The 13,264-nt window shown below is 63.4% G+C and carries 9 protein-coding genes; 2 read left to right on the top strand and 7 right to left on the bottom strand.

Annotated elements, in window-relative coordinates; all coding sequences use genetic code 11:
* Nucleotides 1-122 precede the first annotated feature (122 nt).
* On the bottom strand, nucleotides 123-1,127 hold the full coding sequence (locus tag HU720_RS16065; protein ID WP_186520922.1) for a DUF4917 family protein: 1,005 nt from the start codon (nucleotides 1,125-1,127) through the stop codon (nucleotides 123-125).
* Nucleotides 1,128-1,302: 175 nt separating this feature from the next.
* On the opposite strand from HU720_RS16065, the gene HU720_RS16060 reads away from it, so the two are divergent.
* A complete protein-coding gene (locus HU720_RS16060) occupies nucleotides 1,303-2,361 on the top strand; it encodes a glycerophosphodiester phosphodiesterase (RefSeq protein ID WP_186520921.1) in 1,059 nt (352 codons plus the stop codon).
* On the opposite strand, the gene HU720_RS16055 is transcribed toward HU720_RS16060, so the two are convergent.
* From HU720_RS16055 to HU720_RS16030, 6 genes are all read right to left on the bottom strand, one after another.
* Nucleotides 2,355-4,049 carry a SulP family inorganic anion transporter gene (locus HU720_RS16055; protein ID WP_186520920.1) on the bottom strand — a complete coding sequence of 565 codons (1,695 nt, stop codon included), beginning with the start codon at nucleotides 4,047-4,049 and terminating at the stop codon, nucleotides 2,355-2,357. The genes HU720_RS16060 and HU720_RS16055 overlap by 7 nt on opposite strands.
* A gap of 161 nt (nucleotides 4,050-4,210) precedes the next feature.
* On the bottom strand, nucleotides 4,211-5,452 hold the full coding sequence (locus tag HU720_RS16050; protein WP_186520919.1) for a multidrug effflux MFS transporter: 1,242 nt from the start codon (nucleotides 5,450-5,452) through the stop codon (nucleotides 4,211-4,213).
* Nucleotides 5,449-6,741, bottom strand: coding sequence for a beta-ketoacyl-ACP synthase II (gene fabF / locus HU720_RS16045; protein WP_202883581.1), 1,293 nt, complete (start codon nucleotides 6,739-6,741; stop codon nucleotides 5,449-5,451). The genes HU720_RS16050 and fabF overlap by 4 nt, the downstream gene beginning before the upstream one ends.
* Nucleotides 6,742-6,810: 69 nt before the next feature.
* On the bottom strand, nucleotides 6,811-9,897 hold the full coding sequence (locus HU720_RS16040; protein ID WP_186520917.1) for an efflux RND transporter permease subunit: 3,087 nt from the start codon (nucleotides 9,895-9,897) through the stop codon (nucleotides 6,811-6,813).
* On the bottom strand, nucleotides 9,894-10,997 hold the full coding sequence (locus HU720_RS16035) for an efflux RND transporter periplasmic adaptor subunit (RefSeq protein ID WP_186520916.1): 1,104 nt from the start codon (nucleotides 10,995-10,997) through the stop codon (nucleotides 9,894-9,896). Before HU720_RS16035 ends, HU720_RS16040 begins: the two co-directional genes overlap by 4 nt.
* 77 nt (nucleotides 10,998-11,074) lie before the next feature.
* Complete coding sequence (locus tag HU720_RS16030) at nucleotides 11,075-11,689, bottom strand: TetR/AcrR family transcriptional regulator (RefSeq protein ID WP_186520915.1); 615 nt, start codon at nucleotides 11,687-11,689, stop codon at nucleotides 11,075-11,077.
* Nucleotides 11,690-11,772: 83 nt separating this feature from the next.
* Here HU720_RS16030 and HU720_RS16025 point away from each other — a divergent pair, with 83 nt between their 5' ends.
* A complete protein-coding gene (locus tag HU720_RS16025) occupies nucleotides 11,773-13,224 on the top strand; it encodes an efflux transporter outer membrane subunit (protein ID WP_186520914.1) in 1,452 nt (483 codons plus the stop codon).
* The last annotated feature ends 40 nt before the right edge of the window (nucleotides 13,225-13,264 follow it).

Below are 13,264 nucleotides of genomic sequence, written 5' to 3'. Positions count from 1 at the left end.
GCAGCCCCAGGATCCAGGCATCATGCAGAATCGCTGGGGCTGCTTCGCAGCCCTTTCGCGGCACAAGGCCGCTCCTACACAAGACCGCGCCGCTTGTGGGTTAGTGGCTGGCAATGCCTTCTTTAATGCAACCCAAGCGGTGCATTGATCGCCAGCTCCGCGTGCCCCAATGGGTGGCTGCTGGCATCGAAAAAGTGCAGTGAAATCTGGTCAAGGTCGCCGAACCTGTCGATATAGTGCTGTTTCTGGTTAAGGATGGACGCTTCGTTCAGTGGCCTGATGGCAATCGCCAGGTGTTTGGGCCGCGCCTGGCGGATGGCATCGAGCAAGTGCTGGTCGCTGCTGTCCAGGTGCTGGCCGAACAGGCATAGCCCTTCATTCTCACGGGCCAGTTCGCCAAGGCTCCAGCTCAGGTAGTCCGAGTGGCGGATGGCGCGCAGCTTTTCATCACTGCGGTCTTCGTTGACGAACAAAGGCACCTCGCCAGGAATGTTCACCGCAAAACCGTCCAACAATTCGGCGGCGTCTGCGCTGCGCTGGCGAGTAGTGCCGTCGGGAAGCTTCAGCAAGTGCAGCCCGCCGTGCAGGTGCAACACACGGGTGCCGGTGGTGCGGGTGCGACGCACATCGAAAAAGCCCTGTTCATCGAACAGCTCGGCAAACCCCTGCGGGGCCTGTTGCACAGCCCAAGGCAGCAGCAGGTCGTAGTTGCTGGTGTAGACGCTGCGGAACTGGCGCAGCGCCTGGTTGATGCTGGTCAAGGTGGCTTGCGGCACCCGTGACCACGGCACATGTACGGTACGCACGGCGTGGATCAGTGCTTCCTTGATCGAGTAATAGCGGTTAAGGGGCGCGGTCGAGCTGATCGCCAGCGCCGCGTTAGCCCGCACCGTCTGATTCAAGGTGCTTAACACCGGCTCGAACAGTTCGGTCGCCAAGGCCTTGAACAGCGCCATGTCGCTGACGGCCAGGCCTTTTTTACGCCCGGCACGCTGGGCCTGCTCATGCAATGAGAAGTAACCGAACGGCTTCCACACGGCCCGGCTGGCGCCATTGCCCAGCAACAGGGCGCTGCACGGGTGGCGCTGGTTGAGGTCGGCCCAGGAGGGCAGGTCGTGTGCGGGCATCGGCAGGTCCATAGGTGTGGCGGAAAACGCCGCGACTTTAGCATGCAATGCTCAATGTGCGTGGCTTGTGGCCACACAGGGAAACAAAGCCCCCTGTGGACGCAGGGGCGAGATGGCGATGATGTGCGCCCGTTGGCTGCGGCCATGCAGCTGCCGCACACAAGAGGACTGCTCCATGCGCAACTGTTTCATGCATTCGTTCACCCTGGCCGCACTGTTATCCGTCGTGACCCTGGCATCTGCTGCGGTGAGTTCGCATGGCATCCCCAACCCCGCGGTCATCGCCCATCGCGGCGCTTCCTACGATGCACCGGAGTCGACCTTGCCCGCTTATCTGCTGGCTCGGGAGATCGGCGCCGACTACCTGGAAATGGACCTGCAGCGCACCCGCGACGGTGTATTGGTGGCCGTGCACGATGATGTACTCACCCGCACCAGCAACGTTGCCGAGCTCTTCCCCGAGCGGCAGGGCAGCCCGGTCAGCGCTTTCACCCTGGCCGAACTCAAGTCGCTGGATGTTGGCAGCTGGTTCAACCGCGTCTACCCCGAGCGCGCCCGTGCAGCGTACCGCAACCTGCGCATTCTCACGTTGGATGAGGTGATCGATATCGCTGAAGGCAACCCTGAGCGCCGGCCAGGGCTGTACATCGAGACCAAGCAACCCGCGCAGTTTCCAGGCATCGAGGAAGACCTCAAACAGCGCCTGGCCGCGCGCGGCTGGTTGGAGCAACCGGGCCGTGTAGTGTTGCAGACCTTCGACCGGCACAGCCTGGAGCTGCTGCACCAAGCCATGCCGCAAGCGCCGAAGATCTTGTTGCTGTGGGTTGGCAAAGGCGGCATCGAGCCTGCCTCGGGCAGAAGTTTCGCCGGTACCACCGATGACGACAAAGCGGCGTTCTACGCCCAGCAGCAACCCAAGGACCACGCCGAATTCGAGCGCTGGCTGGACTACGCCAAGGCGGGCGGCGCCATAGGCACCGGCCCTTCGGCCACGCGTAACGCGCTTGGCGAACAAAGCTACGCCGACCTGATTCAGCCTTGGATGATCGAGGATAACCATGCCCGCGGCTTGCTGGTGCACGCCTATACCCTGGACGACGCCGTGGACTTCGAGCGGGCGATGAAAGCCGGCGTGGACGGCATCTTTACCAACCGCGCCGGCGAGCTGATGCGTTTCTACGGGCGCCCAGTGGCGCAGAGCGAGGGGCAATTGCTGCGCACGTTGGGCTACTGATCGCGCCGCTTCTCACTGTTGCGCCACACCCGATACGCCCGGATACCGGCCCGCACCGAGCCGAACAGCAGCCGGTCTTCCATCTCCCGCGCCATGCCTGAACGCACCAGCATGCGCAGGAAGGTGCCGCGGGCGCGGGCGATGGCAAAGTGAATACCTTGGGCTGCCAAGGTGTCGCGCACCTCGCGCAGCGCAGCGATGCCGCTGACATCGATGCTGGTCACCGCCTCTGCATCGAACAGCACCACTTGCGTGTGCTCCTGGGCTTGCACCGCTTCGAGCAGGCGCATCTTGAAGTAGTCGGCGTTGAAGAACAGGATCGCGTCGTCGAAGCGGTACACCAGCAGGCCCGGCACGGTCCGGGCGTCCTGGTGCTGGCGCACGTCCACCTGGCCCTCGATGCCCGGCACCCAGCCCAACACGGCATCGGTCGGTTGGTAGATGCTATAGAGCAGGCGCAGGATGGCCAGGGTGACCGCGAACACGATGCCCGGCAGCACGCCCAGGCCCAGTACGCCAACGGTGGTCAGCAGGCACAGCCAGAACTCGAAACGGCTGAGGGTGTGGATGTACTTGAGCGATTTCACATCGATCAACCCCCAGCCGGCCATCAGCAACACTGCGCCGAGCGCCGCCTGCGGGATCCACGCCATGGGCGCGGTGAAAAACATCAGGATCAGCGCGATCACCAGGGCCGCGATGATGCCCACCAGTTGGCTCTTGCCGCCGACCATGTCGTTGACTGCCGTACGCGAGTCGGCGCCGCTGATGGCAAAGCCCTGGGACATCCCGGCGGCCAGGTTGCTGACGCCAAGGGCGACGAATTCATGATTGGCGTTGATCGCGTAGCCGTGCCGGGCTGCGAAGCTGCGGGCGGTCAGCATGGCGCTGCAGAAACTGATGGTGGCGATACCCAAGGCATCGCGTAGCAGGCTCTTGGTTTCGGCGAGGTTACTTTGCGGCCAGGCAAGCTCCGGCATGCCCGCCGGCACCGGCCCGAGTATCGCCACGCCGAAGCGGTCCAGGCCAAACAGCCCGGCCAGCGCGGTGAACGCGACCACCGTCACCAGTGCGGCCGGCAAGCGCGGATAGCGCCGTGGCAGCCAGATCAGCAGGGCCAGTGCCGCGGAACCGATGAACAAGGTCAGCCACTGGATTTCGCCCAGGCGCTGGACGAAGTTGATCAGGCTGAGAATGAAACCATCGCCTTCTATCTTGAACCCCACCACCTTGGACAACTGCCCGGCAATCAGGCTGAGGCCGATGCCGTTGAGGTAGCCAATAAGAATCGGCCGCGAAAAGAAGCTGGCGATAAACCCGGCGCGGGCAAGGCCGGCAGCGATCAGCATCACCCCCACCAGCACTGTGACGATCACCGACAGCTCGGCGATGCGCTGCGGGTCGCCCATGGCCAAGGGCGCCACGGCCCCCGCGATCATGGCGCAGGTGGCCGCATCGGGCCCGACCATCAACTGGCGCGAGCTGCCGATCAGTGCGTAGACGATCATCGGCAGTACGCAGGCATACAGCCCGTATTGCGGCGGCAAGCCGACGATCTGGGCGTAGGCGATGGCGATCGGTATCTGGATGGCGGCGACCGAAAGCCCGGCTTGCAGGTCGGCGTGGAACCACTCGCGGCGGTAGTGCAGCAGGTTGGCAAGGCCCGGCAGCCAGCGGGAAAGAAACATGAACAGTCCTTTGGAAATGTTTCAGGGAACGTCGGCATTTATGCGCTGCAAGCCCCTTGGCTTGCAAGCGCGCAATCGGCCGGCATTCAACCCGATCAGCGCGCAGGTGGTGATGGGCCAGGTCAAGGAAGGTGCAGATACGGCCAAGCCAGCACGCGCGGCTACCTTGCCGGCTCTGTGCTTGGGCGCATGTAGATTGAAAAACAAAGGATGGCCAGTGCACATGCAGCGCTTTGGGTGATCCCCAGTACCACCGCAGGTGGGTATCCGGGGGTTGAAATGGCCCAGGTAGAAACGGCCCCAAGGCCCATGGTCAGAAAGCCCAGGAATGCTGACGCCAGGCCGGCCTCTTTGCCAAATGGACTCATGGTCAGTGCCGTTCCCAATGGGTTCGCAAGCCCCATGCCCCATAGGAACATGACCATTGACAAGGTGTACCACCCTAACCCCGGGTCGGCGGGGCCTGCAACAAGCAGTGCGCCTGCCACACATGCGATGACCAGCCCCAGCAGCGTGACGGGTTTGCTCCCGTAGCGATGCGCCAGGCGCGGCGCCGCCAGGCCTGCCGCAAAGACAATGAACACGGTTGCTGCAAAGTACAGCCCCATCTGTAGCGACGACAGGCCGATGCCAGCCATCAATAGCGACGGTGTGGCGGCAAAAGAGGCGAACAACCCGCTCATCAGCAAGCTGGTAGAGAGCGCAGGGAGTATGAAGCGTCTGTTGCCGGCGAGCCTTGTGTAGGTATTCAAGATGGCTGCCAACGACTGGGCGGTGCGGCGTGCTGGTGGCAGTGTTTCCCCTATACCTTTGAGATAGAACACTGCGATGAGTAACGCAGCGATGGCTACGGTCACGAACAGCGCTCGCCACCCCAGTGCACTGTTGAGCAGGCTGCCAAGCAAGGGTGAGAACCCTGGAGCTGTCGCGGTGGCGATCATGGTCAGCGACATCGCCCGGGCCAGCGCCTCACCTTCATAGAGGTCCCTTGCAATCGCGCGTGCCAAAACCGCAGCCGCGCAGACGCCGACCGCCTGAATCACCCGTCCCAGGATCAGCATGTCCAAGGTCTGGGCGTTCGCCGCCCAGAACGTGCCCAGCACAAAAATCATCAAGCCGCCGAACACCAGCCGCCTGCGTCCATAGCGATCGGCAAGCGGGCCGACCACTAGCTGGGCAAAGGCAAAGGTGATGAAGAAACTGGAGAGCGTCAGCCCCAGTGCTTGCGGGGCAACCTTGAGTTGCCGAGCGATATCCGGAAAAGCGGGCAGGATGATGTTGGTCGACAGGTTACTGATCGCTGCCAGTGCTGCCAGCAGAATGATTACCCTGGCAGTGAGGCCGCCTGGGTTTTGCGCCTCGCCGTCATCAGTACGGGCTTGGTTGCCGCTGTGGCTGTTCAAGCGCCTGCCCCCCAGCGACGGAACAGCACGCTGGCGTTGACCCCGCCAAAGCCGAAGCCATTGGATAGCGCGTACTCGATGGTTTTTTTGCGGGCCTTGAGTGCAACCAGATCAAGCCCGCTGGCGGCATCGTCGGCGTGCGTCAGGTTCAACGTGGGCGGCATGACCTGATCTTGCAGCGCCAACACCGTGAAAATGGCCTCGATGCCACCTGCCGCACCGAGAAGATGGCCGGTTGCCGACTTCGTCGAAGTGATGGCTACGCCACTGCCACTGCCGAACACAGCGCGTATGGCGGCGAGTTCGCCAGCGTCACCCACCGGGGTCGAGGTTGCATGGGCATTGATGTGGTCCACCGCTTCAGGCGCCACGCCTGCCTGCTGCAAGGCAAGTTGCATGGCGCGCCTGGCGCCGCTTCCGTCCTCGGGGCCGGCAGTCAGGTGGTAGGCGTCAGCGCAGGTTCCGTAGCCGACCAGCTCGGCCAATGGCACCGCACCGCGGGCCAGGGCATGTTCCAGCGACTCGATCACCAACAGGCCAGCCCCTTCGGCCATGACGAAGCCTTCGCGCTCACGGTCGAAGGGGCGCGAGGCCTTTTGCGGGGCGTCTGCATGGCCGGTGCAAAGTGCGCGAGCTGCCGCAAAGCAACCCAAGGTCACGCGGTCGATTGCGGCTTCGGTGCCACCGCAGATGGCGATGTCCGCTTCACCGCTGCGGATCAGCCGAGCCGCATCGCCTATGGCCTGCACACTGGCTGCGCACGCGGTAACGGGTGCGCCCAGCGGCCCTTGGAAGCCGTAGCGGATCGAGACCTGCCCGGCGGCCATGTTGGCCAGAAACGCGGGCGCCGTGAACGGCGACAGCCTGCGCGGGCCGCGGGTGTCGGTGGTCCGTACTGCATCGGCGATGGCGCCGAAGCCGCCAACGCCCGAGGCGATGATGGTGGCGGTGCGCGCGCGCTCTGCCGCGCTCTCGGGGTGCCAGCCGGCTTGCTGCAATGCTTCATCGGCGGCAACCAGCGCGAACTCGATGAAGCGATCCATCTTCTTGCGTTCCTTGGCGGGGATCACGCGCTCTGGCTGATAGCCGGCCGCTGCGTCCTCATCCAGCGTAGGCACGCGGCCACCCACCGACACGCCTGTGCCGTCGACCACATCAGTGGGCAGGGCGCGGATGCCTGACTGGCCGGCCAGCAGCCGGCGCCACACTTCCTTGACGCCGCAACCCAGCGGGCTGACAACGCCCGTACCGGTTACCACGATTCGTTTTTGCGACAGATTGGCAGCCATTTCGACCTCTCGTAGGACCATGCGCACCCCCTTCGGCTAGCGCCGGGAGTGCGCGGTTGGAATGTGAATTCAGGCAGGTTGTGCAGCGTCTGTGTGGGCCACCCGCGGGCGGATCTTGAACCAGATCGAATACATCGCCGGCAGGAACACCAGGGTCATGATGGTGCCCACGAGCGTGCCGCCAATCAGGGTGTAGGCCAAGGTGCCCCAGAACACCGAGTGGGTCAGCGGGATGAACGCCAGGATGGCGGCCAGCGCCGTGAGCAGCACCGGCCGTGCGCGTTGCACCGTGGCCTCCACCACGGCGTCGAAGGGCTCAAGGCCATCGAGTTGGTTGTGTTGAATCTGGCCAATCAGGATCAACGTGTTGCGCATCAGAATCCCGGAAAGCGCGATCAAGCCAACCAGCGCGTTGATCCCGAATGGCTGCCCGAACAGCAGCAATACCGGCACCACACCGATCAACCCCAGCGGCGAAGTCAGGAACACCATGGCCATGGCGGAGATCGAGCGCACCTGCAGGATGATGATCAGCAATGTCAGGGCAATCATGATCGGCAGCAGCGGAACGATTGCCTGGCTGGCCTTGCCCGATTCCTCGGTGGAACCCGCCATTTCGACTTTGTAGCCGCGCGGCAGCGAGCTGATGATCGGCTGCAGGTCTTTCCAGATGGCCGCGGATACATCAGGCGGTTGCAGCCCTTCGGCGATATCGCCGCGAACCGTCATGGTCGGCGTGCGGTCGCGGCGGCGCAGGATGGGGTCTTCCATGCGGATACTCACCTTGCCGATCTGTGAAACCGGCACCCGCTGGCCGCTCGCGCCCACCAAGGTAAAGTTTTCGATCTGCGCAGGGTCGAGCCTGATCTGGCCGGCGGCGCGGCCGACCACCTGCACCGAGCGGATGTCTTCCCTGACCGAGGTGATCGGCACGCCGCTCAGCAGAAACTGCAACTGCTGCGACACCGAGGCGGACGTCAGGCCAACCGCCTGCAAGCGGTCCTGGTCCAGGGCAAAATGCAGCGTAGGCACCCGTGGGCCCCAGTCGGTGTTGACGGTCTTCATCATCGGGCTGGCGTGCAGCACGGCCTCAACCCGTGCTGCAATCTGGCGCAGTTGAGCGGGGTCCGGGCCCATCACCCGGTACGCGACGGGGTAGGGGGAATACGGGCCAAACACCAGTTGCGCGACCCGCACTTGAGCGTGCGGCGCCAAACCTTCCGAGGCTGCCTCACGCAGGCGATGCTTGAGGCGTTCGCGAGCCTCCTGGTTTTCCGTCAGCACGACGATCTTGGCGAAGGACGGGTCTGGCAGCTCAGGTGCCATGGCCAGGAAGAAGCGCGGGGGGCCCTGGCCGATGTAACTGGTGACAATCTTGGCTTCTTCCTGCTTGCGCAGCCAGGCCTCGACCTTGATTGCGGTGGCATTGGTCTGCTCGATGGACGTGCCGTAGGGTAGCTGCAACTCCACCAGCACTTCGGGGCGGTCGGAGGTTGGGAAGAATTGTTTCTTCACCAGCCCCATGCCCAGCACGGCAATGACAAACGTGGACACCACCGTGCCTGCCACAAGCCATTTGTGGGCGATCACCCAGCCCAGCAAAACGCGGAAGCGGTTGTAGTGGCGAGTGTTGTAGATAGCCGCGTGGCCGCCTTCGACCGTCTTGATCTGGGGCAGCAACTTCACCCCCAGGTAAGGCGTGAAGGCAACCGCCACCACCCAGGATGCAATCAATGCGATGCCGACAATCCAGAACATGTTGCTGGTGTATTCGCCGGCGGTGGACTGGGCAAAACCGTTGGGCATAAAGCCGATTGCGGTGACCAGGGTGCCGGCGAGCATCGGGGCAGCGGTATGGCTCCAGGCATAGGCCGACGCCTTGATCCGGTCGTAGCCTTCCTCCATTTTCACTACCATCATTTCGATGGCGATGATTGCATCGTCGACCAGCAGCCCCAACGCCAGGATCAGCGAACCGAGGGTGATCCGGTCGAAGTTCTTGCCGGTTGCGGCCATCACCACGAACACGATCGCCAGGGTCAAGGGCACTGCCGCTGCAACCACGACGCCGACGCGCCAGCCCATGCTGACGAAGCAGACCAGCATCACCACCAGCAAGGCCACGAAGAACTTGACCATGAATTCGTCGACGGACGAGGTGATGTTTACCGCCTGGTCGGTCACTTTGCTCAGTGTCATGCCCAATGGCATGCCTGCGTTTATCCGGGCGGTTTCCAGCTCCAGGGCTTTGCCCAGGTCCAGGCCGTTCCAGCCTTCGCGCATGACGATGCCCAGCAGCAGCGCAGGCTCCCCGTCATGGCGTACCAGGAATGTCGCCGGGTCTTCGTAGCCGCGTTCGACGGTGGCCACATCCTCAAGCTTGAGCGTACGGCCCTGGGTCACCACCGGCGTTTCGCGGATTTTTGCCAGTTGGTCGAAGGCGCCATCGACCCGGACCACCACCTGTGGGCCGCTGGTTTCAACGGAGCCTGCCGGCGACAGCGCATTCTGGCTGCCCAGCGCGGCAAAAATGTCCTGCGGGGTGACCCCGAGCGTGGCCAGGCGGTCATGGGAAAACGACACGAAGATCCGCTCGGCCTGCTCGCCGATGATGTTGACCTTCTTGACGCCGGGCACGTGCAGCAGTTGCTGGCGCAGGGTTTCGGCATCGCGTACCAGTTCGCGCTGGGGTTCGCCTTTGGCCTTCAGGGCGTACACGGCGAATGTGACGTCCGAAAACTCGTCATTGAGCATAGGGCCAACCACACCGGCAGGCATGAGCGTGGCTTGATCACCGACCTTCTTGCGGGCCTGGTAGAACTCTTCCTGCACGGCAGAAGGCGGGGTCTTGTCCAGCAGCGAAACCATGGTGAAGGCCAAGCCAGGCCGGGTATAGGTTTCGCTGCGGTCGTACCAGCGCAGTTCCTGCATGCGCTTTTCCAGGGGTTCGGCAACCAGGTCCTGCATCTGCTGCGCGGTGGCGCCGGGCCAGGCGGTGATGATGGTCATCTGCTTGACGGTGAAGGGCGGGTCTTCGGCGCGGCCCAGCTTGAAAAAGGCGAGGGTGCCGGCGAAGGCGATCAGCACGATGAGAAACAGGGTGATCGAGCGCTCGCGCACTGCCAGCGCCGACAGGTTGAAACGCGGCTGGCTCATCGCTGCTGCTCCGTGGCCTGGTTGACCTGAGGCTGCTCCATGACTTCGGCTCCGTCGCGCAGCAGGTGCGCACCCAGTGCCACCACCCGCTCGCCAGGGTTCAGCTCACCTTTCACGACCGCGTTTTCGTCACTGACACTCAGCACTTCGACCGCGCGCTGGGTCACCTTGGCCGGCTCGCCGGCAATCACCCACACACTTGCACCTGCGCCCTGGTCAAAGAGGGCACCGACGGGCACCTGTCTGGCCTGGGAAGTGCTGGTTGGCTTGGCAATATCAAGCGTGACGGTTGCCCCCAGTGGTGCGCTCGCCAACGCCCCGGTCAGCACGTACCTGGCCTCGAACGTGCGCGTGGTGGGGTCGGCGGCATCGGAAAGCAGGCGCAGTTTGGCGGGAAAGGGCTGCGCGGGCTTGCCGAACAGCGTTGCAAGGGCTGTGGAACCAGGCGCTGGGCGCAAGGTTTCGGGCAAGTGCACGACAGCTTCGCGTTGGCCGGCCTTGGCGACTCGCACTACGGCCTGGCCTGCAGCGACGACCTGGCCGGGTTCGGCGAAGGTGTCCATCACCACGCCGTCGGCATCGGCCAGCAGTACGGCGTATTCAGTGGCGTTTCTGGCAACGTCAGCTTGTGCCTGGGCGGCACTGAGCTGGGCCTTTGCCGAGTCGGCCGCCGCTTTGAGCTGGTCGTAGGCCGAGGCCGAGACCGCGCCCTCGGCCACCAGCCCGCGATAGCGCGCTTCGTCGTCAGCGGTCTGCCGGGCCCTGGCCCGGGCCGCCGTCACCGCTTCCTGCTGGGCGCGTGCCTGCAGGTTCAAGTCCACCGGGTCCAGGCGCATCAAAGGTTGCCCGCGCTTGACGGTTTCGCCGGTGTCGACCAGGCGTTGCAGAACCTTGCCGGAGACGCGAAAGCCGAGGTCACTCTGGGTGCGAGCGACCACTACCCCAGTAAATGAACGTGCAGGCTCCACCGCGTCCTGCACGATCGCTGCCCTGACCACCGGCGGCTTGTCGCGCGGGTCTTTGGCAGGGGCTGAATCGCCGCAGGCTACGAGGGTGAGTGGCAGTAGGCAACCGACTATTGCGGCAGGACGCAGGCGCATGGGATCCCTTTCTCGAAAGGCGACATAGGAATCCCATTTTTATACTGGTGACCATTTCTGTCAATGGTCACGATCGTTCAAGGTGCGAGGCTTCTGAGTATCAAGGCCGGCAGCTGGATGATCGCGTCCTGCAGTGTGTCCAGGTTGTGTTGAAGCAGCGCGGCATTCACGTACGGCCGCATGATCAGAAAGATGCCCAAGGTCGATTCGTCCAGCGGGGTCTTGCGCTCGAACTCCCCGGCATCGCGCCCCTGTGCAAGGATGTGCTGGATGACCTGGCTGATGGTGGTTTCATGGGCTTTGACCGACGACCACTGGTCGCGCGATGCCACGGCGGCTATGTCATAGAGCTTGCGGTCGTGGAAGAAAAGGTCCGAGCCGCCCTCGGCAATGGCCCGGAACAGACGCCTTAGCTTTTCCGAGGCAGTGGGCGCATCGCCGGTGGCGACTTCGATGCGCTGCCTGATCAGCGCCAGTCGGCTGGAGCAGATCACCTCGCCGATGGCTTGCTTGGATTCAAAGAACTTGTAGATGTAGGCCTTTGAAAAGCCGATTGCCTTGGCCAGGTCCGAGACCGTGGTCTTGTCATAGCCATAATGGGCAAAGTGCTCCATGGCCGCCTGGATGATCTGATCCCTCACGTCGTGGTCAGCAGGCCCCCGCGCCGGCGAGGGTGGAGAAGATTTAGTCATTCTTGAAGCATCCTGGAACTGATTGACAGTTTGTGACCAAAATATAATATGGTCACAACCCTTCTTGGTCTACGAGAATCATCATGCTGCCCTATCGAACGCTTGCCCTGCTGTTGAGCGCCAGTCTCACCGCAGGGTGCATGGTTGGCCCGGATTATAAACAGCCAGAGCTCGCGCTGGCCGATCATTACATCACCGCGGCGCAGGTGAATGCCGCCAGTGGTGCCCCGCCCGTCAACCTCGACACCTGGTGGGAGGGCTTTGCCGACCCTGTGTTGACCGGGCTGGTCAACCAGGCACTTGAGCAGAACCTGCAGTTGGCGCAGGCACAAGCCCGTGTCGTGCAGGCCCGCGCTGTACTAGGGGCAGCCAACGCCGCCCTGGTGCCGTCGGCGGCTATGGATGGCCAGGCTGCTCGCGCGCGCCAGTCGGTGGAAACGCCACTGGGCCAGGTACTGAATTCAACGCCTGGCTATGACCGCTACGGCAACAGCTATGAACTCGACCTGGGTGCACGTTGGGAAATCGACCTGTTTGGCGGGCTGCGACGTGACCGTGAAGCGGCCTTTGGCGAGTACCAGGCGTCTGCAGCGGGGGCGGTTGCAACGCGTCTGGCCGTTGCGGCGCAAACCGCAGACATCTACACCACGGTGAGGGGGCTGCAAGCGCGGCTGGCGATTGCGCACAAGCAGGTGCAAACGCAACAGGACCTTCTGGCCAAAGTCAGCCTGCTCAACCGCAAAGGTGTGGCGGCCGATTTCGAGGTTCGCCAAACCGAGGGCGAACTGGCGCAGGTCGAGGCGACTGTGCCGGTTTTGCGCGCGGGCCTGGAGGCTGCACTGAATGCCTTGGATGTCATGCTGGGTAGTGCGCCGGGTACCCATCGAACGCTGATGGCAACTGAGTCGCCCATCCCACAGGTGCCTGCGCTTGCGCAAATCGGCGCACCGGCTGATCTGCTGCGTCGTCGCCCCGACCTGATAGCTGCCGAACGCAGGCTGATGTCGAGCAATGCCATGATCGGCAGTGCGATCAGCGAGTACTACCCCAAGTTCTCGTTAGGCGCCCTGATCGGCAGTGCCTCCACGTCCGCAGGAACGCTGTTCAGCGGCGATGCCAATCAATCAGCCGTTTTGCTCGGCCTGAGGTGGCGGCTGTTTGACTTTGGCCGCATCAACGCACAGATAGACCAGGCCAAAGGGCGCGAAGCTGAAGCGCTGGCCTTCTACAGGCAATCGGTGTTGAGTGCCTCGCAAGACGTCGAAACCGCCCTGTCTGCGTTGGTCAACCGCCAGGCCCAGGCCCGCACACTGCAAAGCGGCGAGTTGTCGCTGGAGCGCGCCCGGCGGTCGTCATTCGTTGCCTTCGAGAACGGCGCGGCAAGCCTCATAAACGTGTTGAACGCCGATCAGCAGTTGCTCAGGGCTTCGGATGCGCGAGCGGTTGCGCAAACAGAAGCGGCGCGTGCTGCGATTGTGGCTTATCGTGCCCTGGGCGGTGGCTGGTCGGCCCATGCAGAAGTGGCGCAGCGGTGAGCGGGCTGCGTCAGTGCTTTGGCTGTGCCCGGTCACTCCT

It is taken from the genome of Pseudomonas sp. SWRI51 (assembly GCF_014268825.1).
Taxonomy (GTDB): domain Bacteria; phylum Pseudomonadota; class Gammaproteobacteria; order Pseudomonadales; family Pseudomonadaceae; genus Aquipseudomonas; species Aquipseudomonas farsensis.
The sequence above is the reverse complement of the archived record's forward strand: the minus strand, read 5'-3'. Positions and strand labels throughout refer to the sequence as shown.

Bases quoted from the DNA above. Each gene is read 5' to 3' on its own strand.
- HU720_RS16065 (WP_186520922.1), bottom strand. From the start codon at position 1,127: ATGCCCGCACACGACCTGCCCTCCTGGGCCGACCTCAACCAGCGCCAC.
- HU720_RS16060 (WP_186520921.1), top strand. From the start codon at position 1,303: ATGCGCAACTGTTTCATGCATTCGTTCACCCTGGCCGCACTGTTATCC.
- HU720_RS16055 (WP_186520920.1), bottom strand. From the start codon at position 4,049: ATGTTTCTTTCCCGCTGGCTGCCGGGCCTTGCCAACCTGCTGCACTAC.
- fabF (WP_202883581.1), bottom strand. From the start codon at position 6,741: ATGGCTGCCAATCTGTCGCAAAAACGAATCGTGGTAACCGGTACGGGC.
- HU720_RS16040 (WP_186520917.1), bottom strand. From the start codon at position 9,897: ATGAGCCAGCCGCGTTTCAACCTGTCGGCGCTGGCAGTGCGCGAGCGC.
- HU720_RS16035 (WP_186520916.1), bottom strand. From the start codon at position 10,997: ATGCGCCTGCGTCCTGCCGCAATAGTCGGTTGCCTACTGCCACTCACC.
- HU720_RS16030 (WP_186520915.1), bottom strand. From the start codon at position 11,689: ATGACTAAATCTTCTCCACCCTCGCCGGCGCGGGGGCCTGCTGACCAC.
- HU720_RS16025 (WP_186520914.1), top strand. From the start codon at position 11,773: ATGCTGCCCTATCGAACGCTTGCCCTGCTGTTGAGCGCCAGTCTCACC.